At 63.6% G+C, this 21,654-nt stretch carries 18 protein-coding genes; 13 read left to right on the plus strand and 5 right to left on the minus strand.

Translation table 11 applies throughout. The features are described from left to right. Positions 1-37: 37 nt before the first annotated feature. From mraZ to ftsZ, 13 genes are all read left to right on the plus strand, one after another. A complete protein-coding gene (mraZ, locus tag ACYVKQ_RS09655; RefSeq protein ID WP_460577947.1) occupies positions 38-511 on the plus strand; it encodes a division/cell wall cluster transcriptional repressor MraZ in 474 nt (157 codons plus the stop codon). Between the two features lie 2 nt (positions 512-513). Then, positions 514-1,470, plus strand: coding sequence for a 16S rRNA (cytosine(1402)-N(4))-methyltransferase RsmH (gene rsmH / locus ACYVKQ_RS09660; protein WP_460577948.1), 957 nt, complete (start codon positions 514-516; stop codon positions 1,468-1,470). A gap of 7 nt (positions 1,471-1,477) precedes the next feature. Then, positions 1,478-2,107: an FtsL-like putative cell division protein gene (locus tag ACYVKQ_RS09665; protein WP_460577949.1), complete on the plus strand. Its 630-nt coding sequence runs from the start codon at positions 1,478-1,480 to the stop codon at positions 2,105-2,107. A 12-nt stretch (positions 2,108-2,119) separates the two neighbouring features. Beyond that, the gene (locus ACYVKQ_RS09670) at positions 2,120-4,459 is read left to right on the plus strand and encodes a penicillin-binding protein (RefSeq protein ID WP_460577950.1); all 2,340 of its coding nucleotides are present in this window, start codon (positions 2,120-2,122) and stop codon (positions 4,457-4,459) included. A gap of 32 nt (positions 4,460-4,491) precedes the next feature. Next, entirely contained in the window at positions 4,492-5,982 is a 1,491-nt protein-coding gene (locus ACYVKQ_RS09675) for a Mur ligase family protein (protein WP_460577951.1), read from the plus strand. 252 nt (positions 5,983-6,234) lie between these two features. Beyond that, a complete protein-coding gene (mraY, locus tag ACYVKQ_RS09680) occupies positions 6,235-7,455 on the plus strand; it encodes a phospho-N-acetylmuramoyl-pentapeptide-transferase (RefSeq protein ID WP_460577952.1) in 1,221 nt (406 codons plus the stop codon). Between the two features lie 4 nt (positions 7,456-7,459). Continuing rightward, positions 7,460-8,842 carry a Mur ligase family protein gene (murD, locus tag ACYVKQ_RS09685; RefSeq protein ID WP_460577953.1) on the plus strand — a complete coding sequence of 461 codons (1,383 nt, stop codon included), beginning with the start codon at positions 7,460-7,462 and terminating at the stop codon, positions 8,840-8,842. Between the two features lie 79 nt (positions 8,843-8,921). Then, on the plus strand, positions 8,922-10,100 hold the full coding sequence (locus ACYVKQ_RS09690) for an FtsW/RodA/SpoVE family cell cycle protein (protein ID WP_460577954.1): 1,179 nt from the start codon (positions 8,922-8,924) through the stop codon (positions 10,098-10,100). A gap of 66 nt (positions 10,101-10,166) precedes the next feature. Then, positions 10,167-11,318: an undecaprenyldiphospho-muramoylpentapeptide beta-N-acetylglucosaminyltransferase gene (gene murG / locus ACYVKQ_RS09695; protein ID WP_460577955.1), complete on the plus strand. Its 1,152-nt coding sequence runs from the start codon at positions 10,167-10,169 to the stop codon at positions 11,316-11,318. A 25-nt stretch (positions 11,319-11,343) separates the two neighbouring features. After that, positions 11,344-12,786, plus strand: coding sequence for a UDP-N-acetylmuramate--L-alanine ligase (murC, locus tag ACYVKQ_RS09700; protein ID WP_460577956.1), 1,443 nt, complete (start codon positions 11,344-11,346; stop codon positions 12,784-12,786). Beyond that, positions 12,770-13,534, plus strand: a complete 765-nt coding sequence (locus ACYVKQ_RS09705) for a cell division protein FtsQ/DivIB (RefSeq protein WP_460577957.1) — start codon at positions 12,770-12,772, stop codon at positions 13,532-13,534. Before murC ends, ACYVKQ_RS09705 begins: the two co-directional genes overlap by 17 nt. An 84-nt stretch (positions 13,535-13,618) precedes the next feature. Next, on the plus strand, positions 13,619-15,001 hold the full coding sequence (ftsA, locus tag ACYVKQ_RS09710) for a cell division protein FtsA (RefSeq protein WP_460577958.1): 1,383 nt from the start codon (positions 13,619-13,621) through the stop codon (positions 14,999-15,001). A 133-nt stretch (positions 15,002-15,134) separates the two neighbouring features. Next, positions 15,135-16,709: a cell division protein FtsZ gene (ftsZ, locus tag ACYVKQ_RS09715; RefSeq protein ID WP_460577959.1), complete on the plus strand. Its 1,575-nt coding sequence runs from the start codon at positions 15,135-15,137 to the stop codon at positions 16,707-16,709. 83 nt (positions 16,710-16,792) lie between these two features. Here the strand turns inward: ftsZ and ACYVKQ_RS09720 are convergent, their stop codons facing one another. From ACYVKQ_RS09720 to ACYVKQ_RS09740, 5 genes are all read right to left on the minus strand, one after another. Further along, positions 16,793-17,773 carry a cytochrome-c peroxidase gene (locus ACYVKQ_RS09720; RefSeq protein WP_460577960.1) on the minus strand — a complete coding sequence of 327 codons (981 nt, stop codon included), beginning with the start codon at positions 17,771-17,773 and terminating at the stop codon, positions 16,793-16,795. 238 nt (positions 17,774-18,011) lie between these two features. Next, a complete protein-coding gene (locus ACYVKQ_RS09725; RefSeq protein WP_460577961.1) occupies positions 18,012-19,070 on the minus strand; it encodes a cytochrome-c peroxidase in 1,059 nt (352 codons plus the stop codon). Between the two features lie 13 nt (positions 19,071-19,083). Then, a complete protein-coding gene (locus ACYVKQ_RS09730) occupies positions 19,084-19,887 on the minus strand; it encodes an MbnP family protein (protein WP_460577962.1) in 804 nt (267 codons plus the stop codon). Between the two features lie 319 nt (positions 19,888-20,206). After that, on the minus strand, positions 20,207-20,734 hold the full coding sequence (locus tag ACYVKQ_RS09735) for an NADPH-dependent FMN reductase (protein ID WP_460577963.1): 528 nt from the start codon (positions 20,732-20,734) through the stop codon (positions 20,207-20,209). A gap of 142 nt (positions 20,735-20,876) precedes the next feature. Beyond that, entirely contained in the window at positions 20,877-21,632 is a 756-nt protein-coding gene (locus ACYVKQ_RS09740; RefSeq protein WP_460675464.1) for a succinate dehydrogenase/fumarate reductase iron-sulfur subunit, read from the minus strand. Positions 21,633-21,654: the final 22 nt, after the last annotated feature.

Consider the following 21,654-nt stretch of genomic DNA (forward strand, 5'->3'; position numbering starts at 1 on the left):
GTTTACCGACCCTGCGTCCATACCTAGCCAGCCTCCCATGCACCTGCTCTCCGGCGAATACGAATGCAAGCTCGACCCGAAAGGGCGGCTCGTGTTGCCAGCCAAGGTGAAGGGTAACCTGCCGGAGCAATCGGGCAACCAGCTGGTGCTGGTGCGCGGCTTCGAGCCCTGCCTGGTGCTCTACCCGCGTTCGGCCTGGCAGGTGATTCACGAGAAAGTGATGGCGCTGGACGAGTTCAACGAAGAATACCGGCAGTTTCAGCGCAACTTTTTCCGCGGCATGACCGAGGTGGAGCTCGACAACATCGGGCGCTTCGGGCTGCCGCGCACCATGCTGCGCTACGCCGGCATCGAGAAGGAAGCCATCATCGTGGGCCTCGGCAACCGCTGCGAAATCTGGGAGCCGGAGCGCTACGACGAATTCCTGATCAAGGACCAGCAGAGCTTCTCCAAGCTCGCCCAAAAATTCCTGACCACTGAAACTCCGCCCGCCGGCGGCCTGGCCGCATGAGCATGAACACCCCCAACGCCACCTACCACCGCCCCGTGATGCTGCAGGAGTGCCTCGACGCGCTCGATCTGCACGCCGACGGCCGCTACGTGGACGTGACCTTCGGCGGCGGCGGCCACTCCTGGGCCATGCTGGAGCAGCTCGGCCCGCAGGGGCACCTCTACTCCTTCGACCAGGACGCCGATGCGGAGCGCCAGGCCCAGCAATTGCTCGGCGGCCCGCGCGGCGACCGGTTCACGTTTATCCGCTCGAATTTTGGGGAACTGCACCGCGCGCTGGAACAGCGCGGCGTGGGCCCGGTAGATGGCCTGCTGGCCGACCTGGGCGTGTCCAGCTACCAGTTCGATACGCCGGAGCGCGGCTTCAGCACCCGCTTCGACGGGCCGCTGGACATGCGCATGAACCCGGAGGACGGCCGCACCGCCGCCGACGTGGTCAACGAGTACTCCGAGGGCGAGCTGCACCGCATCTTCGGCATGTACGGTGAGGTGACGAACGCCCGCACCCTGGCCAAAGCCGTGGTGCAAAGCCGCGGCGGCCGGGGCATCGAAACCATTGCCGATCTGAAAAAAGCCATTGCCAGCTGCACCCCGCGCGGCAAGGAAAACAAGTACCTGGCGCAGGTCTTTCAGGCCCTGCGCATCGAGGTAAACGACGAGCTGGCGGTGCTGCAGGCCATGCTGGAGCAGGCCGCGCAGGTACTGCGGCCGGGCGGCCGGCTGGTGGTCATGTCGTACCACTCGCTGGAAGACCGGCTGGTAAAGAACTTTCTGGCGGCCGGCAAATTCTTCGGCGAGGCCGAAAAAGACCTGTACGGCAACCCCCAGAAGCCTTTTGAGGTGCTGACGCGCAAGCCCATAACCGCGTCGGAGGAAGAACTGCAGCTGAACAACCGGGCGCGCAGCGCTAAATTGCGAGTTGGAGTCCGCAACGACTTCCCGCTGAAATCTAAGTCCTGAACCGTCCGTGGCCATCAATACCCTTCGTCCGCCCGCCTCGCAGCCGCGCCAGAACACGCCGCGCGAAGTAGTGCCGCCCCCGGCCCCGGAGCGCGCGCCCGAGCCGGAGGCCCCAGCTCCGGAGCCGACCGAACGCGCCCCCCGGCCCGAGCCGAAGCCGCGCAAGCCGTCGACGTGGAGCATCTTCACCCTGGTGGAGAAGGTCGTCAACGTGGACGGGCTGTTCCGCGACGGGGTGCCGGTGCGCTTTCTGCCGCACACCCTGTTCGTGATGTTTTTGATCCTGCTGTACATCGGCAACACGCACTACGCGACCCGCATGAACCGCAACATCCAGAAGCTCAAGACCGAAACCGAAGACCTGCGCGCCGACTACACCACCCTGAAATCGGACTACATGGAGGCCAGCAAGCAAAGTGAGGTGGCCCGCAAAGTGGCCGGCTACGGGCTGATTGAAAGCTCCTCGCCGCCCTTCCGCATCACCGTACCCGCCGGCGGCCTCGACGAGGCCGAGCTGGACCAGGTGCCGGTGCTCACCGCCGACTCCATTGCGGCCCGCGCCGTGCGCGACTCGGCCGCCGCGGCCGCTACGCAGCCCGCCCCGACGGCCACCACCCCCGAAGCCGAGCAACACTAGCGCACCGAAGCCATGAGCAAGCAGCAGGGCAGCGTCAAAAAATCCATCGTTACGCGGGTGCGGCTCGCCTTTTTGGGCGTGCTGCTGTTTTCCGGCGCCATCGTGTGGAAGATTCAGCGCATTCAGTACCAGGAAGGGGAGAAGTGGCGCTCCTTGGAGCAGCAGCGGCGCATCGTGTACCAGCCGGTGTTTGCCACGCGCGGCAGCATTTTGTCCGACAACGAGAGCATCATGGCCACCTCGCTGCCCTTTTACCGGGTGGCCTGGGACCCGTCGGTGGTGGGCGAAGACCTGTTCAAGAGCAACGTGGATTCCCTGGCCCTGGCCCTGTCGCGGTTTTTCGGCGACCGGTCGGTGCAGGACTACAAGCGCAAGCTCAAAAACGCCTACTACGCCAAGCCGCAGGTGCGCTACCTGCGCCTGAACTCGCGCCAGATCAACTTCCAGGAAAAAAAGCTGCTGGCCACCTGGCCCATCTTCCGAACCGGCAAAAATAAGGGCGGCGTCATCTTCGAAAAGGTCGACAAGCGTTTTCGGCCCTTCGGCGGGCTGGCCCAGCGTACCATCGGCTTCGTAAACGAGGAGAAGCACGGCGCGGGCCTGGAGTATACCTTTAACAAGGAGCTGGCCGGCAAAGACGGCGAAGCGCTGTTTGAGCGCCTGCCCGGCGGCCTGAAGCCCGTGTACGACGGCACCGAAATCAAGCCGCAGGCCGGCTACGACATCAAAACCACGCTGGACATCAACCTGCAGGACGTGGCCGAAAATGCCCTGCTGCGCAGCCTGATGGACAACAACGCGCAGTACGGCACGGTGATTTTGATGGAGGTGAAGACCGGCGAAATCAAGGCCGTGGCCAACCTGGGCAAGGTGGCCGACGGCGTGTACCGCGAGGACTACAACTACGCCATTGCCGACCAGGGCCGTACCGAGCCGGGCTCCACCTTCAAGCTGGCTTCCATGATGGCTTTGTTTGAGGACAATCCCGACCTGGACCTGAACGACACCGTCAACACCGGCCGCTCGGGCTCCATGAAGATTGCCGGCGCCGTGAAGACCGACTCGCACCCGTACGGCAAGATTTCCGTGCAGCAGGTGTTCGAGAAGTCCTCCAACATTGGGGTGGCCAAGCTGGTGAACGACCACTTCATGAACAAGCCCAGCGACTACACCGACTACCTCAAGAAGTTCGGGCTGCACCAGCCGCTCGGCTTCCAGATGTCGGGCGAGGCCAAGCCCTACGTGAAGGACCCCACGGACCGCTCGTGGAGCCGCACGTCGCTCTCGACGATGAGCATCGGCTACGAGCTGAAGCTGGCCCCGCTGCAGACGCTGGCCTTCTACAACGCCGTGGCCAACGGCGGGGTGAAGGTGCAGCCCATCATCGTGAAGGAAATCAAGCAGGCCGACCAGGTGCTGGAGCGCTACGAAACCAAGGTGCTCAACCCCAAAATCTGCTCCGACGCGACGCTGGCCAAGGTGAAGGCCATGATGGAAGGCGTGGTGACCAACGGCACGGCCCGCGGCATCCGCACGCCCGACTTCAGCATCGCCGGCAAAACGGGCACGGCCTGGAAGTTCAAGAACGGCCGCTACACCAAAACCTACTCCACCTCCTTCTGCGGCTACTTCCCGGCCGATAAGCCCAAGTACTCGTGCATCGTGGTGGTGGACTCGCCCAAGAACGGCCGCATCTACGGTGCCGACGTGGCCGCGCCGGTGTTCCGCGAAGTGGCCGACAAGGCCATGGCCCGCGACCAGGCTAGCCAGCGCCCCTTGCTGGCGCGGGCCCCGCGGCGCAAGGCCCTGGTGCCCGCCGCCCACGTGGGCATGCAGGAAGACCTGCAGCTGGTGTGCAGCCGCCTGGGGGTGAGCAACCACTCCGCCGGCACTTCCGCCGACGACTGGGTGCGCGCCGATACTCAGCAGGGCATCCGGGCGCTGCAGTGGCAGCCGCTGCCACTGCGCCGGGGCCGCATGCCCAGCGTGGCCGGCCTGAGCCGCCGCGACGCGCTGTACATGCTCGAAAACCGCGGCCTGCGCGTTCGCACCGTGGGCACGGGCCGCGTGGCCCGGCAGTCGGTGCCGGCCGGTACGCCGGTGCAGCGCGGCGCCGTGGTCATGCTGGAGCTGAAGGACCCGACCGTGGTGGCCAAGGCCGCCGTGCCGGTGCTGCCCTACGCCCCGCCCAAGCCCACGGTAGCTCCCGAACCGACGGTGATTCCCGAGCCGGTGTCGCCCACCGGCCAGCCGATTACGCGGCCCGACGAGCTGTTTCCCGGCCAAAAGCCGGCCAAGCCCCGCTCGGCCGCGGTCCAGCCCAATGCGGGCCGCTCCGGCCGCCGGGCCTAATTCTTTTTCGCTGACTTTCCTCGTTTTAGCCCTTGACTTCTTCGTCCTCCGCCCCCTCGCACCTGCTGCCCGAACTGCTCACGGCCGTCAACGCCCTGGACCAGCGCGGCACGTCCGACGTGACCATCACCAGCCTCACGCTCGACTCGCGGCAGGCGGTGCCCGGCGCGGCGTTTTTTGCCCTGCGCGGCGCGCAGGCCGATGGGCACCAGTTCATTCCGAAGGCCGTGGCCCAGGGCGCGGCCGTGGTGGTGTGTGAGGCGCTGCCCGATGACCTGGACCCGGGCGTGACCTACGTGCTGGTGAAGGACAGCGCCGAGGCCATGGGCCACATGGCGGCCGCGTTTTACGGGCACCCCTCCAAGCAGCTCAAGCTGGTGGGCGTGACGGGCACCAACGGTAAAACCACCACCGTAACCTTGCTGCACAAGTTGTTTTCGGCCCGCGGCTACAAGGCCGGCCTGCTCTCGACGGTGCAAAACCAGATCGGGGAAGACGTCATCCCGGCTACGCACACCACGCCCGACGCCATCCGGCTCAACGAGCTGCTGGCGCGCATGGTGGCCGCCCGCTGCACGCACGCCTTCATGGAGGTCAGCTCGCACGCCGTGGTGCAGCACCGCGTAACCGGGCTGCACTTCGCCGGCGGCATCTTCAGCAACCTCACCCACGACCACCTCGATTACCACGGCACTTTCGACGCCTACCTGAAGGCCAAGAAGGGCTTTTTCGACATGCTGCCGGCCGGCGCCTTCGCCCTCACCAACGCTGACGACAAGCGCGGGGCGGTGATGCTGCAGAACACTAAGGCCAAGAAAGCCTCGTACTCCCTGCGCGGGCAGGCCACCGTGCGCGGGCGCCTGATTGAAAACGGGGTGGAAGGTCTGCAGCTGGAGGTGGACGGCCACGAGGTGCAGTTCCGCCTGATTGGCGTGTTCAACGCCTACAACCTGCTGGCCGTGTACGGCGCCGCCGTGCTGCTGGGCGAGGAGCCCGAAGAAACGCTTACCGTGCTGTCGGGGCTGACTTCGGCGCCGGGGCGCTTCGAGCCGGTGGTGTCGCCGCGCAAGCGCGTGGTGGGCATCGTCGACTACGCCCACACGCCCGACGCGCTGGAAAACGTGCTGCAGACCATTGCCGAAATCCGCCGGCCCGAGCAGGCTGTCATCACGGTGGTGGGCTGCGGCGGCAACCGCGACGGGGCCAAGCGTCCCATCATGGCCGATTTGGCCTGCCGCCTGTCCGACCGCGCCGTGCTCACCTCCGACAACCCTCGCTTCGAGGACCCGAACGAGATTCTGCGGCAGATGCAGGCCGGCGTGCGCCCCACCGACGCAGGCAAGTACCTCACCGTGCCCGACCGTCGCGAAGCCATCAAAACGGCCTGCGCCCTGGCCCGCCCCGGCGACATCGTGCTGGTGGCCGGCAAGGGCCACGAGAACTACCAGGAAATCCAGGGGCAACGCACGGCTTTCGACGACCGGGAAGTGCTGCAGGAAGCCTATGAGCTGCTGAGTTTATAACGAATCAACATAGAACGTCATGTCGAGCGCAGTCGGGGCATCTCGCCGGATAGCAATTCCCTCGTTGAAGTCACTACCCGGCATCAGCACGCGAGATGTCTCGACAAGCTCGACATGACGAGCTGATGGTGTAGTTCTAAGACTGCCGGAATAGCACAAAATCACTACAAACGCAACGTTTGACCGCTGCCGAAAAAGCCGAAATTTTGCGGCTTCCTGGTGCCTGAACCGGCACCGCACCTGCCCTGACCGATGCTCTACTACCTCTTCGACTTTTTGCACCGCCATTACAACGTGCCCGGCACGGGGGTCTTTCAGTACACCTCGTTCCGCGCGGCCATGGCCGTGGTCACGTCGCTCATCATCGCGCAGCTGTTCGGCAAGCAGCTGATTGCCGTGCTGCGGCGCAAACAAATCGGGGAGGGCATCCGCGACCTGGGCCTGGCTGGGCAGATGGAAAAGAAGGGCACCCCGACGATGGGCGGCCTCATTATCCTGCTGGCCATCCTGGTGCCCACGCTGCTTTTCGCCAAGCTCGACAACATCTACGTCATCCTGATGCTGCTCAGCACGGTGTGGCTGGGCCTGATCGGCTTCGTCGACGACTACATTAAGGTGGTCAAGAAGGACAAGGAAGGGCTGGCCGGCCGCTTCAAGATGCTGGGCCAGATCGGGCTGGGCCTGACGGTGGGCTGGGTGCTGTTTTTCAGCCACGACGTGACGGTGCGCCAGTATTTGCTGCCCAACGGGCAGTTTTCGGCCGTGGACGCCAGCAAGGTGTACCAGGACGTGAAGCTGATGATTACCACCATTCCCTTCGCCAAAAACAACGAATTGAACTACGGCGACCTGTTTGCCACGGCCGGGGACTTTTTCAACGAGTACTACGCCTTCTTCTACATCCCCATCGTGATTTTCATCATCACGGCGGTGTCGAACGGGGCCAACATCACCGACGGCCTCGACGGGCTGGCGGCCGGCACCTCGGCCATCATCGGCACCACGCTGGGCATCTTCGCCTTCGTGTCGGGCAACGCCGTACTGGCCGACTACCTCGACATCATGTTCATTCCGAACGTGGGCGAACTGACGATTTTCTGTACCGCCTTTGTGGGGGCCTGCGTGGGCTTCCTCTGGTACAACTCGTACCCGGCGCAGGTCTTCATGGGCGACACCGGCTCCCTGGCCATCGGCGGCATCATCGCCGTGCTGGCCCTGATCGTGCGCAAGGAGCTGCTGATTCCGGTGCTCTGCGGGGTGTTTCTGATCGAAAACCTCTCGGTGATTGTGCAGGTGAGCTACTTCAAGTACACCCGCCGCAAGTACGGCGAGGGCCGCCGCCTGCTGCGCATGTCGCCGCTGCACCACCACTACCAGAAGCTGGGCTACCACGAGTCCAAAATCGTGTCGCGCTTCTGGATTGTGGGCATCATGCTGGCCGTGCTGACCCTGGTAACCCTCAAACTGCGCTAACCTCATGACGACTTCGGGCGAAGGCAAAAAACTGGTGGTGCTCGGCTCCGGCGAAAGCGGGGTGGGCGCGGCGCTGCTCGCGCAGGCCAAGGGCTACGACGTGTTCGTGTCCGACGGCGGCGCGCTCAAGCCGGCGTATAAGGCGAAGTTGGAGAAGGCGGGCATCCGCTTCGAAGAAGGCACCCACACGCTGGACGAAATCCTGGCAGCCGACGAAATCGTGAAAAGCCCCGGCATTCCTTCAACAGCGCCGGTGATGCAGGCCGTACGGGCGAAAGGCATCCGCGTCATTTCCGAAATCGACCTGGCCAGCCGCTACACCCGGGCCCGGAGCATTGGCATTACGGGCACCAACGGCAAAACCACCACTACGCTGCTGACCTACCACCTGCTGCGGGAAGCCGGCTACAAGGTGGGCCTGGCCGGCAACGTGGGGCACAGCTTCGCCGAGCAGGTGATGGAAGACCAGTTTGATTGGTACGTATTGGAGCTGAGTTCCTTTCAGCTCGACGATACCTACGATTACACGCCCACTGTGGCCGTGCTGCTCAACATCACGCCCGACCACCTCGACCGCTACCACTACAGCCTGGAGGAATACGCCCAGGCCAAGCTGCGCATCACCCGCAACCTGGACAGCAACTCCTACTTCATCTACAACGCCGACGACCGTGTCATTCAGCAGGAATACCAGTCGGTGTTCGTCGATACGAATGACCTGCCTTTCAGCCTGCACCGCCGGCCTGACATTCACTGCGCGGCTCGCTTCGTGTCGGAAACCACGCTGCGCCTCGACATTCCGCAGGTGCAGGACGAGGGCCGGGAGGAAATCAGCATTGCCCGCTCGCCGCTCATCGGGCAGCACAACCGGCAGAACCAGGCCGCGGCCATCCTGGCGGCGCGTGTGGCGGGGTTGTCCATTGCGCAAATAGAAGCGGCGCTGCCTACCTTCAGCAATGCCGAGCACCGCCTGCAGCCGGTGGGCGAGATAGGCGGCGTGAAGTTTATCAACGACTCCAAGGCCACCAACGTGGAGGCCGCCTGGTACGCCCTGGACGGTGTGAAAGCCCCGCTGATCTGGATTGCGGGCGGTACCGACAAGGGCAACGACTACAGCACACTGGTGCCGCTGGCGAAAGAGAAAGTAAAAGCCCTGATCTGCCTCGGCGTGGACAACGCCAAGCTCCGCGCGGCTTTTGGCAACGTGGTGCCGCAGGTGGAGGAAACCCAGGACGTGCGCGAGGCCGTGCGCCGCGCCGCCGCCGCCGCCCGCCCCGGCGACGTGGTGCTGCTCTCGCCCGCCTGCGCCTCCTTCGACCTATTCAAAAATTACGAGGACCGCGGCCGGCAATTTGCCCAGGCGGTCAGTGAGTTGGTGAAATCGTGAAATGGTGAGTTTGCCGTTCTGACGTAGCCGTTTCGTTGCCCATCAACTTCCCATTTCACCATCTCACAACCTCACCGCCATGGAACCCGTCAAACTCTGGCTGCGGAATAACCTGAAGGGTGACCCGGTGCTCTGGGCCATCGTGCTGATGTTCTCGTTTATCTCCATTGCGGTGGTGTACTCGGCTACGGGCACACTGGCTTACAAGAAGATGGGCGGCAACACCGAGTACTTCCTCATCAAGCACACCGGCCTGATCTTCGTCGGGCTGTTCTTCGCTTGGCTGGCGCACCGCATCGATTACCGGCACTACTCGCGCCTCTCGCTTTACGCGCTGCTGATTTCGGTGCCGCTGCTGATTTTTACCTACTTCATGGGGTCGAACATCAACGAGGCCTCGCGCTGGCTGACCATTCCGGTTATCAACCAGACCTTCCAGCCCTCCGACTTAGCCAAACTGGCGCTGATTTCGCACCTGGCCAGCATGCTCAGCCGGCGGCAGCAGTACATCGAAAACTTCACCACCACGCTGCTGCCGGTGATGCTGTGGGTGGGCGTCATCTGCGGCATCATCATCCTCTCGAACGCCTCCACGGCCCTGCTGCTGTTCTTTACCTGCCTGCTGCTGATGTTTATCGGCCGGGTGCCCATCAAGCACATGCTGCTGATGGTGCTCATCGGCGTGACCATCGGGGGCACGGCCCTGGCCGTGGGCCAGCGCCTGGGCACGGTGAAAAAGCGCATCGAGTCCTTCACCGATAAGTCGAAGCCGCTGCCGTTTCAGCTGGAGCACTCCATGATTGCCATTGCCGGCGGCGGGCCGCTGGGCAAGGGCCCGGGCAACAGCACCGAGCGCAACATCCTGCCGCACCCGTACTCCGACTTCATCTACGCCATCATCATCGAGGAATACGGCATGGCCGGCGGCGTCCTCGTGCTGTTCCTTTACCTGGCTTTCCTCTACCGGGGGCTGCTGACGGTGATGCGCAGTTACGGGGCCTTCGGGGGGCTGCTTTCGGCGGGCCTCTGCTTCAGCCTGGTGCTGCAGGCCATGGTGAACATGGGCGTAGCCGTGGGCCTGGGGCCGATTACCGGTCTGCCGCTGCCGATGCTGAGCATGGGCGGCACCTCCCTGATTTTCACCGGTATCAGCATCGGCATCATCCTGAGCGTGAGCCGCGGGGAGCGGGAAATCCGCCCCATGGTGGGCGAGCCGGAAGACGAGCCGCGCATTCCCAAGCAAACCGCGCTGGCTTAAGAGAACCGCCCGGCCCCGGCCAAATCCTTTGCGTTCCTCCGCAGGAACCTGTTGCTAAACTACTACATGCCCACATCGGCCCCCCATATCGAGCCTAACCCGAACGCCTCCTGCCGCGTCATCATCAGTGGCGGCGGCACGGGCGGGCACATTTTCCCGGCCGTAGCCATTGCCAACGAACTGCAGCGTCGCCGCCCCGACGCCGACATCCTGTTTGTGGGCGCCAACGGCCGCATGGAAATGACCCGCGTGCCCGAGGCCGGCTACCGCATCGTGGGCCTGAACATCAGCGGCCTGCAGCGCCGCCTCACGCCCGAAAACCTGCTGTTTCCGCTCAAGGTGTTTCAATCGGTGCGCCAGGCCGGCAAGCTGGTCGAACAGTTTCGCCCCGATGCGGTGGTGGGCGTGGGCGGCTACGCCTCGGCCCCGGTGCTGCTGGCGGCCACCTCACGCGCCGTGCCCGCCCTGATTCAGGAGCAGAATTCCTACGCCGGCCTCGTCAACAAGCTGCTGGCCCGCCGCGTCGACCGCATCTGCGTGGCGTACGAAGGCATGGAGAAGTTTTTCCCGGCCGAGCGGCTGGTGCTGACGGGCAACCCCGTGCGCCGCGAAATTGCCGGCGGCGACCGGGCCGAAGCGCTGCGGTTCTTTGGCCTCGACCCCGATAAGCCGGTGCTGCTGGTTATCGGTGGCAGCCTCGGCGCCCGCACCCTGAATCAGGCTACGGCGGCCGCGCTGCCCCGCCTGCAGCAGGCCGGGGTGCAGCTACTTTGGCAAACCGGCAAGCTCTACTTCCCCACGGCCGAGCAACAGGCCGCCGGCTTCCGGGCCCACGGCCTGCACGCGCTGGAATTCATCCGGCGCATGGACCTGGCCTACGCCGCTGCCGACGTGGTGGTCAGCCGCGCCGGGGCGCTGTCGGTATCGGAGCTGTGCCTGACGGGCAAGCCCTGCGTGCTGGTGCCCTCGCCCAACGTGGCCGAAGACCACCAAACCAAAAATGCGCAGGCGCTTTCCTCGCGCAACGCGGCTATCTTGGTAACGGATGCCGACGCTGCGCAACGCCTCTACGATGTGGCGCTGGATTTGCTAGGCGACCCGGCCCGGCAGGCCGAGCTGCGGCGCAACCTCCAGCCCTTGGCCCGCCCCGCCGCCACCAGCACCATCGTCGACGAGCTGGAGGCCCTCATCGACCGCCAACGCACCCGGAACTCCTGATTTGTACGCCTCAGCTACTCCTTCCGTGAACCCAGTCGCCCAGTTTCCCTACGTCTACTTCCTCGGCATCGGCGGCATCGGCATGTCGGCCCTGGCGCGCTGGTTCCGGGCCAATGGCCACATCGTGTGGGGCTACGACAAGACCCGCACCCCGCTCACCGAGGCGCTGGCCGCCGAAGGCATTCACGTGCATTACGCCGACGACCCCGGCAACATTCCCACGGAGGTGCGCGTGAACCGGGACAAGACGCTGGTAATTCTGACGCCCGCTATGCCCCAGGACCACCGCGAGTGGGCTTGGCTGCGCGAGCAGGGCTACGACATCCGCAAGCGCAGCCAGGTGCTGGGCCTGCTGACCGCGGGTCGCCGTACGGTGGCCGTGGCCGGTACCCACGGCAAGACGACAACCAGCAGCATGGTAGCGCACCTGCTGCACCACGCCGGCGTGCCGGCCGCCGCTTTCCTGGGCGGTATTTCCGTGAACCTGGGCTCGAACCTGCTGCTGCCCCCGGCCGGCGCGGGGGCTGAAGTGCCCGTGGTGGTGGAAGCCGACGAGTACGACCGCAGCTTTCTGACCCTGCACCCGGACGTGGCCATCGTCACCAGCACCGACGCCGACCACCTCGACATCTACGGCGAGCAATCGGCGCTGGTGGAGTCGTTCCGGCAGTTCGTGGGGCAGATCAAGCCCGGCGGCACGCTGCTGCTCAACCACACCGCCGACCCGAGCGTGGCCGAGGCTGTGGCACCGGGCGTACGGGTGCTGCGCTACGGCCTCACGCCCGAGCAGGGCCCGGACCTGCACGCCGCCGCCATTCACGCCCACGGCCACACTTTCCGCTTCGAGCTGGTGGCACCGGCGCTGGAGGCGGCGCACGTGGCCAGCCTGGAACTGCCCGTTCCGGGCTTTCACAACGTCGAGAACATGCTGGCCGCCGCCGCCGCCGCGCACCTCGTCGGGCTGGGCTGGGAGCAGCTGCCCGCGGCCGTGGCGGCGTACCGCGGCGTTAACCGGCGTTTTGAGTTTGTCGTCACGCAAGGGGAGAAGCGGGCCTACCTCGACGATTACGCCCACCACCCCCGCGAAATCGAGGCGTTTCTGCGCTCCGTGCGGGCGCTCTACCCGGGCAAGAAGCTGCGCGTCATCTTTCAGCCCCACCTCTTCACCCGCACCCGCGACTTTGCCGAGGGCTTTGCCCAAAGCCTGAGCCTGGCCGACGAGGTGCTGCTGCTGCCCATCTACCCGGCCCGCGAATTGCCGATTGAGGGCGTCAGCTCACAGCTCATCTTCGACCGGCTCACGAGCCCGCGCAAGGCCCTGCTCTCCAAGGAGCAGGTGCTGCAGGCCGAAGTGTACGCCGACGACGAGTTCGAAGTCGTGGCCACGGTAGGGGCCGGCGACATTGATCAGCTGGTGCCGGAATTGAAGAAAATCTTACGAAACAAGTGGTATGGCGCTGAAGCGTAAGGCTAAAAATGTACTTTTTGGTATCGGCTGTTTGCTTTTGCTGACGGCCCTGACCGTCTTTGCCTCCGTGCGCCAGGCCGCGCGCCCGGTAGGCGCGGTCATCGTCACGATCAGCAACGAGTTCAACAACTTCTTCATCAGCGAGCAGCAGGTGACGGCCCTGCTCACACGCAACGGCAACCAGCAGCTCCGCGGGGCCGATCAGCAGGACCTGGATTTGCGCGCCCTGGAAGGCCGGCTGAAAACCCACCCCTTCGTGAAGGACGCGCAGGTGTACCGCGACCTGGGCGGTAACCTGCACGCCGACGTACGCCAGAACCGTCCCATTGCCCGCCTCGTGCACCCCGACGCCGCCCTCGATAAGTACCTCGACGCCGATGGCCAACCGCTGCCGTTGTCGGCGCTTTATTCGGCGCGGGTAGTGCCCATTGCTCGAGTTGGAGGAACGCCATTAAATGCTCAATTTTTTCAAGATTCTACCGGCAGCCGGTATCTTGATTTTTTGCGTTACGTAGACGAGCATCCGTTCTGGCGGGCTCAGATTGCTGAAGTATTTTTGTCCCCGAACGGTAAAATAATTTTCACTCAACAAGTCGGTGACCAGCGTGTGGAATTTGGATATCCGGAGAATATTTCGGAAAAATTTGCCAAACTAATGGTATTTTACCGCCAAATTCCGCCAGCTTTAGGATGGGACACCTATCACCGCGTCAATGTGGAATTCCAGAACCAAATAATTTGCGAATAACACCAGCGTTGAATTGCGCTGGGTTTCTGCATTTTCTCCCCTTCCCGCACTCCCCGAACACCTCTCCACTGCCAGCCTCACCCCATGCAACAAGATAAAATCGTCGTCGGCCTCGACATTGGAACCACCAAAATCTGCGCCTTGGTGGGCCGCAAAAATGAGTTCGGAAAACTCGAAATTCTCGGCATGGGCAAGGCCGTGTCGGAAGGGGTAGTGCGCGGCATCGTGTCGAATATCGACAAAACCGTTGACGCCATCAAACGAGCCATCCGGCAGGCGGAAGAGCAGTCGGGAATTAATATCGGCATTGTCAACGTGGGCATTGCCGGCCAGCACATCAAGTCGCTGCAGCACAACGGGTCGATTACCCGGGCTTCGCAGGACTCGGAAATTACCCAGGAGGACGTGATGCGTCTCACCAACGATATGTACCGTTTGGTGACGCCGCCCGGCTCCGAAATCATCCACGTAATGCCCCAGGATTACAAGGTGGATTACGAGGAAAACATCATGGACCCGGTGGGCATGTCGGGGGTGCGCCTGGAAGGTAACTTCCACATCATCACCGCCCAGAGCACGGCCATCAACAACATCAACAAGTGCGTCACCAAAGCCGGCCTGGAAATCGACAACCTGATTCTGGAGCCGCTGGCATCCTCCATGTCGGTGCTGTCGGACGAGGAAAAGGAAGCCGGCGTCGCACTGATTGACATCGGCGGCGGCACCACCGACCTGGCCATTTTCAAGGACGGCATCATCCGCCACGCGGCGGTACTGCCCTTCGGCGGCAACATCATCACCTCCGACATCAAGCAGGGCTGCCTGGTCATGCAAAACCAGGCCGAGCAGCTGAAAGTGAAGTTCGGCAAGGCCATTGCCGAGGAAGCCTCTGAGTACGAAATCGTGAGCATCCCCGGCCTGCGCGACCGGGCACCCAAGGAAATCAGCCTCAAGAATCTAGCTTACATCATCGAGGCCCGCATGGAGGAAATCCTGGAGCTGGTGTACGCCGAAATTCAGCGCACCGGCTTCGAGAAAAGCCTCGCAGCCGGCATCGTGCTGACCGGCGGCGGCTCGCAGCTGCAGAACCTGGTGCAACTCACCGAGTACATCACCGGCATGGACACCCGCATCGGCTACCCCAACGAGCACCTGGGCAAGTCGCGCATCGAGGCCGTCAAGTCGCCGATGTACGCCACCACGGTGGGCCTGGTGCTGGCCGGCTACCGCTCCCTGGACGACCGCGGCGGCCGTCAGCAGTACGACGAGTACACCATGACGCGCCCCCACGAGGCACCTTCGCGGCAGAACACGCAGCCGACTTCGACCCCGCAGAGCCAGCCGCAAGCGCAGCCGGCCAAGCCGGAGCAGCCCAAGCAGCCGAGCAAGGCCGCCGGCTTCTTCCGCGACATTCTGAGCCGCACCAAGGGCCTGCTCATCGACGATTTCGACGATAAACAGTACTAAATGGCTAAATTGTCAAGTGGTTAAATGGTTGGCCGTTCTCCTGTCGAGCTGTTGCTCCCGAACTCCCAGCCATTTAACCGTTTGACTTTTTGTTGCCCCGGCCATTTTGCTAGCCATCTGACCCTCCCGCCATATGGATTTTAAATTTGATATCACGCCCCAGAGCAAGTCCATCATCAAGGTGATTGGCGTGGGCGGCGGCGGCTCCAACGCCGTCAACCACATGTTCTCGCAGGGCATCAAGGACGTGGAATTCGTCATCTGCAACACCGACAAGCAGGCGTTGCAGAGCTCCACCGTGCCGAATAGACTGCAGATTGGCGTCGACCTGACCGAGGGACTTGGCGCAGGCGCCAACCCCGAGCGGGGCAAGCAAGCCGCCATCGAGAGCCGCGAGCAGATCCGCGAGCTGCTCAGCAACGGCACCAAAATGGTGTTCATCACGGCTGGCATGGGCGGCGGCACCGGCACAGGCGCCGCGCCGGTTATTGCCAAAGTGGCCAAGGAGCTGGGTATCTTGACGGTGGGCATCGTGACGGCGCCCTTCCTGTTCGAGGGCCGCAAGAAGCGCCAACAGGCTGAAATGGGTATCCGCGACTTGAGCGACAACTGCGACACGGTGCTGGTCATCCTCAACGACAAGCTGCGCGAGATGTACGGCAACCTGCCCATCCGCTCGGCTTTCGCTAAGGCTGACAACGTGCTGAGCACCGCCGCCAAGTCCATTGCCGAAATCATCACCGTGACGGCCGACGTGAACGTGGACTTCGAAGACGTGAAAACCGTCATGAAGGACTCCGGCGCGGCTGTGATGGGCTCGAGCATTACCGAAGGCGAGAACCGCGCCCGCCGCGCCGCTGAAGAGGCCCTGGCTTCGCCACTGCTGAACAACACCGACATTCACGGCGCGCAGAAAATCCTGCTCAGCATCATGTCGGGCGACCAGGCCGAGCTGGAAATGGACGAGCTGACGGAAATCACGGAGTACATCCAGGCCAAAGCCGGGCAGGATGCCGAAGTGATTTTCGGCCACGGCATCGACGGCACGCTGGGCCAGAGCATCCGCGTAACGGTTATTGCCACCGGTTTTGCCCGCGACACGCACAGCATCTCCATCATGGGCGGCTTCCGCGACGCGGAGCCGAGCAAGCCCGAGGTGGCCGCCGTGGTAGCCGACCCGCAGATCAACCTGTTCGACAAAGACCGGCACGACCCGGTAGCTGTGCGTCCGGCCGCCCAAGCCGTGGTGGTACCGCCGGCTCCGGTGGCCGCCCCGGTACCCAGCGCCGAGTACCAGCCTGTGGTGCCGCCGGTACAGCCCGAGCAGCCTCAGGCCCGCTTCGATCTGGAACAGTCGCCCTCGCCCTTTGTGCCGCCCGTGGTGTACCCGGCTCCTTCGGCACCGGAGCCACTGCAAGCCGTGCAGCAACCCCAGCCTACGGTGGCCCCCGAAGCGCCTCACGCTGCGCCAGCTCGTCCTTCGCTCGATGCACGGGCCGAGGAGCGCCGCCGCCGACTGATGGAGCTGAGCAACGGCCTGACCAACGACGCGGTAAAGGAGCAGTTGGAAGTACCGGCTTACTTGCGCCGGCAGGTGAAGCTGGAGCAGGTGCAGCCCTCTTCAGAGCGCAACATCTCGCGCTTCAACCTCTCCGACGACAACGAGCTGCTGGGCGATAACCGCTTCCTGCACGACAACGTGGACTAAGCAGCTTACTGCTTCACGCAAGAGGGCCCGCTCAGATTAGCTGAGCGGGCCCTCTTGCGTTGATATCAATTTGACGATTCTGATTAAGGTCGTGGCTCGGAGAATTTCGGGTCCGTGGTAAACGAGGTATCCGTGAGCGTGTGCAGAAAAGCAATAATCTGGCGCTTCTGGGTGGGGGAGAGCATAATGCGGCCGTCGGGGTTGTTGGCGTTGCTCAGCAGAATGGGGTCGGAGCCGGTGAGCTGCACATGGTCGCTGTAGTGGTCGAGCACCTCCTCCAGGGTTTGGAAGCGGCCGTCGTGCATATAAGGGCCGGTCAGGGCAATGTTGCGAAGGGTGGGTATTTTGAACTTGCCCAAGTCTGCCGCCTGGCCCGTCACGCCGCCCCGGCCCGGGTCGGCGAAGGGCGCGAGGTCCATGCCGTTGTTCTTGAACTCCCGAATGCCGGCAAACGAGGGCGGCACGTGGCAATGAAAGCACTCCGCCCCGCTGATGCGTCCGGCCGAGTGGGTGTTGAACAGGGTCTGTCCGGCCTGCTCGTCGGGGGAGAGCATCACCTCCAGGCGCCGGGACCGGTCGTACTTGGAGTTATAGGAAACCAGGGTGCGTTCAAACTGCGCCAGTGCCTTCAGAATATTCTCCTCGGTGATTTTGGACGAGCCAAATGCTTGGCCGAACAGCTTGGGATAGTTCGGCATCTGCTGCAGCTTCGCCGCACTGACGGCCAGCGACTGGTGCATCTCAATGGGATTTTCCAGCGGAATGCGGGCCTGCTCCTCAAGCTGGACGGATGAGCCGTCCCAGTTGAAGCTCGCGTCCCAGGCCAGGTTCACCAGGGCCATGCTGTTGCGGCGATGCTGTTGCCCGCGTATGCCCATGGCTAGGGCACGGCCATCAGAAAAGGATTTGCTCTGCTGGTGGCAGGAGCCGCACGATATCCGCCCGTCGGCGGAAAGTTGCTTTTCGTAAAACAGCTGCCGGCCCAGGGCTACGCCCTCCTCCGTGAGCGGGTTGTCGGCGGGCATGCGCTGGGCTGCCGGCCAGCCGCTTGGCGGCGGGGGCATCGACAGCGGGGTAGCCGGCCCAAATGCTTCCACCACGTCTTTATCGGGTTTGCAGGCTGCTGCCAGCAAAATCAGACAGGCCGTACCAAGGTGCCAATACCGGCGTAGGAGAGTAGAGTAGAGCACGAAGCGGCGGAGTTGAAAGGCGTGAAGCGGCTGAAAGTACGGGTTCTGTAGGAGAACCACGCCATTGGGGCGCTAGTTCAGCAAGGCAAGTTGGGCAATGCCTGCCGCGCTTTTAAGGTGGCGCCAACTGCGGGTTGGTCAGGAAAGTCTCATCGGTAAGCGTAGCCAGAAAGGCCAGCAGGTCGGTCTGCTCGCGGGCCGTGAGCGGGATGCCCAGCGTGCCGTCGCGGCGGCGCAGCAGCGGGTCGAGCGTGGGGGAGTCAACTACGCCGTGGGCGTAGTGGTCGAACACCCGCTGCAGGGTTGGGAAGCGCCCGTCGTGCATGTAGGGGGCGGTGCGGGCTACGTTGCGCAGGCTGGGCACCTTAAACAGGCCCCGCTCGCCTGGCCGGCCGGTGATGTGCGCGCGGCCCGAGTCGGCCGGGAAGCGCGCGTCCAGTCCGTTGTTGCGGAACGACTCGTCGGTGAACAGGTCCGTGGCGTGGCAGCCGGCGCAGCGGGCGCGGAACAGGGCCAGCCCGCGTTGTTCCGAAGCGTCGAGCACGCCGCCGGCCTCGCCGCGCGCGTAACGGTCGTAGCGGCTGTCGGCGGAGGTGAAACCGGCCATGAACTGGGCCAGGGCGCGCAAAAACTGTTGCGAGGTGATAGGGCCGGGGCCGTATGCCTGCGCGAAGCGGCGGCGGTAGGCAGCATCGGCGTTGAGCTTGGCCAGCACGCCGGGCAGCGTCTCGTCCATCTCCGCGGAGTTGGTGAGCGGCGCCAGTGGCAACAATTCCAGGTGCGCCACGCCCCCGTCCCAGAGCAGCGTGCGCCGCCAGCGCAGGTTCTGCAGCGCCGGGGCGTTGCGCGCGCCCAAGCGCCCCTGCACGCCCGGGCTTAGCGCTCGGCCCGTGTGGGCAAAGGCCGCTGCCTGTTCATGGCAGGACCCGCAGGATACAGTGTTGTCCCCGGAGAGGCGTGGGTCGTAGAATAACTGGCGGCCTAGCTCGAAGGCCGCCCGGTTCGGCGGGTTCTGGTCCAGCGCGTACACCGGCGCCGGAAAATTGCCTGGCAGCGCGCTGCCAGGGATGGCATCCGACGGGGGCAGCATATCCGCGTCGGGGCGACAACCAACCAGGAGTAAGCCCGCCAGCGCGGCAGCCAACGGAAGCACCCAGGAGGTTGGTTTCATTGTCGGCAGCAGACTAGTTGCTTTGGACGCGGTCAATGCGGAACATGCCCGCGGCGTAGTTATTAGCCAGCTTCACCGAGTTCGGGTCGGAGCTGTGCCCCGTGTTCGAGAGCTGCGCGATACGAATGGTAGCCGGGCCGGTAAATACCTTCTGCAGGTCGGCTTTCAGGAATACCTGCCCCGTTTTATCGGCGCACACTGGCAGGGCCGTTACGCCGCCGGGTAGCGCCGGGACTACGGTGCGAATAGTGTTGTGAGGGGCGCGGAAGCCGCCGATGTGGTACGTAATACGGCCGGTGGTGGCTTGCGGCGAGGTGCCTTCCAGCTTCAGGAACACGTAGCCGGAGCTCCAGCTCCAGAACATATCGTTGAGCGGGTCCAGCGCCCCGGTCTGCGCGCCGGCCACGTTGCGGGCGCTGTCGACGCCGATGGTAAAGGTGAGCTTGCGGTAGTCACCGGTGGGAACGTCGCTGAGCTGAAAGCGCTGCGACGCGGGCTCGGAATGCTTCACCAAGTGGTAGCTTTCCGGCTCGGCCCACTCGGTGCCGTCGGCTTTGGTGAGCTTGATGTTGGAAACGTAGTAATTGAATTTGCTGACTGCGAATTGCTCTCCCTCAAGCGTGCTGTAGCTTGGACCGAAAGCCAGCGCCTGGCTACCGACCACGTGCTCAAACTCCAGCGCCAGCTTGCCCGTGGCGTTGGCCGGCGGTGGCGGCACCACCGGCGGATTGACTACGGGCGGCGCCGTTGTCTTTTGCTCGTCGTCATCGTCGCAGGCAGCAACACCGAGGGCAACCGCGCCGAGCAGAAGCCTCAAGACAACTGCGGATAGCGTAGGAAAGCGCATAAGCGGAGAGGTGGGTGGTGGACACTTAGGGCCGCCCGGCACTGGGCGGAAGAAAGCCGATGGGCAGTATCAGTGGATGCCCGGCAACCAGAAGGTCCGGGCTCCGGCTTAGTGAAACGCGGAGGCCTCCGCGGAAAACTTCCGCGCCGTTTCACCAAGTCCTCCGCGGAAGCCGCAGAAATGAAGGTCAGGTTTGAGGTGAAGCCCGTGCGCCGTCTTAAATATAGCATCGAAGCGTTGTTCCATCTCCTTGACCCGATTCGGCGCCGCTCGATTATTGGCGCCGAAGTTAGAACTGCAGAAACTGTTCGGCTTGTTCCCGCAACAGCTGTTCAAACAGCGGGTTGTGCAGCTCGCCGGTGGTCGTGAGGCTGGCTTCGATGTTGGGCAGGCGCACGCGTAACGGCAGCACAGCCGTGCCCAGGTACATCAGCACGTCGGAGAGGTGGCTCAGGGCCAGCAAGCCGCCCTGCGCACCCGAGGATAGACCTACCAGCGCGGCTTTTTTGTTGCGGATGCCCCCGGGGTAAGGCAACCCGTCGATGAAGGCCTTGAGCACGCCGGGGTAGGAGCAGTTGTACTCCGGCACCACGAACACCAGCTTTTCGGCTCCGCTGGCCAAGTCTACCAGCTGGTTGAACGCGGGGTGGCTGCCGGCATTGTCGTACAGAGCCGTCACGGTAAAGTCGGCCGGCAGATCCGTTAAGTCCAGAATCTGGGCTTGGGCTCCGAATTCGCGCAGCTGCGCGGCGTACAGGTCGCTGATGCGGCGGGCGCGCGAATTACGGCGGTTGGTTCCGGCAACGATGGTAATCATTAGGCTTGGAAATAAGGCAAAATCAACAGGCAGGAAGAAGCCGTCGCGAGGTTCTTACTGCTCAATGCCCGAGCGGAGCACCAACAAAAAAGCGAACCGGCAGGCCGGCTCGCTTTCTGGTCGACGGTCTAACCGCTAAACCCTAGACAAGGTTATTCGACGTAGCCTTGGCGGCCAGGAATTCGCGGTTCAGGATGGCAATGTTCTCCAGCGAAATGCCCACCGGGCACTCCGCGGCGCAGGAGCCGATGTTGGTGCAGGCTCCGAAGCCTTCCTTGTCCATCTGCGCTACCATGTTCTCCACGCGCTGTTTGCGTTCCACCTGGCCCTGGGGCAGCAGCGCGAGCTGCGACACCTTGGCCGAAACGAACAGCATGGCCGAAGCGTTTTTGCAAGCCGCCACGCAAGCGCCGCAGCCGATACAGGTAGCCGCGTCGAAGGCCTGATCGGCAATCGACTTCGGAATCGGAATTTCGTTGGCGTCGGGCACGCCGCCGGTGTTGATCGACACGTAGCCGCCCGCTTGGATAATACGGTCGAAGGCCGAGCGGTCCACCGACAGGTCCTTGTTGACCGGGAAAGCCTCAGCGCGCCAAGGCTCGATGGTGATGGTGTCACCGTCGGAGAACTTGCGCATGTGCAGCTGGCAGGTGGTCGTGCCCGGCTCCGGGCCGTGGGCGCGGCCGTTGATGAAGAGGTTGCACGAGCCGCAGATGCCTTCGCGGCAGTCGTGGTCGAAGGCAACGGGCTCTTCGCCCTTGCGCAGCAGGTCCTCGTTCAGCACGTCCAGCATTTCCAGAAACGACATCTCGGGCGAAATGTCACGTACCTGGTAATCCACGATGTTGCCTTGGGCATTGCGGTTTTTCTGCCGCCACACCTTCAGCGTGAGGTTCATGGGTTTGGCGTTGGGGTTACTT

The sequence above is a fragment of the Hymenobacter coalescens genome, assembly GCF_054783195.1.

Excerpts from the sequence above, each read along its gene's own strand:
- mraZ (WP_460577947.1), top strand. The coding sequence starts at position 38 with ATGCACCTGCTCTCCGGCGAATACGAATGCAAGCTCGACCCGAAAGGG.
- rsmH (WP_460577948.1), top strand. The coding sequence starts at position 514 with ATGAACACCCCCAACGCCACCTACCACCGCCCCGTGATGCTGCAGGAG.
- ACYVKQ_RS09670 (WP_460577950.1), top strand. The coding sequence starts at position 2,120 with ATGAGCAAGCAGCAGGGCAGCGTCAAAAAATCCATCGTTACGCGGGTG.
- mraY (WP_460577952.1), top strand. The coding sequence starts at position 6,235 with ATGCTCTACTACCTCTTCGACTTTTTGCACCGCCATTACAACGTGCCC.
- murD (WP_460577953.1), top strand. The coding sequence starts at position 7,460 with ATGACGACTTCGGGCGAAGGCAAAAAACTGGTGGTGCTCGGCTCCGGC.
- ACYVKQ_RS09690 (WP_460577954.1), top strand. The coding sequence starts at position 8,922 with ATGGAACCCGTCAAACTCTGGCTGCGGAATAACCTGAAGGGTGACCCG.
- murG (WP_460577955.1), top strand. The coding sequence starts at position 10,167 with ATGCCCACATCGGCCCCCCATATCGAGCCTAACCCGAACGCCTCCTGC.
- ACYVKQ_RS09705 (WP_460577957.1), top strand. The coding sequence starts at position 12,770 with ATGGCGCTGAAGCGTAAGGCTAAAAATGTACTTTTTGGTATCGGCTGT.
- ftsA (WP_460577958.1), top strand. The coding sequence starts at position 13,619 with ATGCAACAAGATAAAATCGTCGTCGGCCTCGACATTGGAACCACCAAA.
- ftsZ (WP_460577959.1), top strand. The coding sequence starts at position 15,135 with ATGGATTTTAAATTTGATATCACGCCCCAGAGCAAGTCCATCATCAAG.
- ACYVKQ_RS09720 (WP_460577960.1), bottom strand. The coding sequence starts at position 17,773 with ATGCCCCCGCCGCCAAGCGGCTGGCCGGCAGCCCAGCGCATGCCCGCC.
- ACYVKQ_RS09725 (WP_460577961.1), bottom strand. The coding sequence starts at position 19,070 with ATGAAACCAACCTCCTGGGTGCTTCCGTTGGCTGCCGCGCTGGCGGGC.
- ACYVKQ_RS09735 (WP_460577963.1), bottom strand. The coding sequence starts at position 20,734 with ATGATTACCATCGTTGCCGGAACCAACCGCCGTAATTCGCGCGCCCGC.
- ACYVKQ_RS09740 (WP_460675464.1), bottom strand. The coding sequence starts at position 21,632 with ATGAACCTCACGCTGAAGGTGTGGCGGCAGAAAAACCGCAATGCCCAA.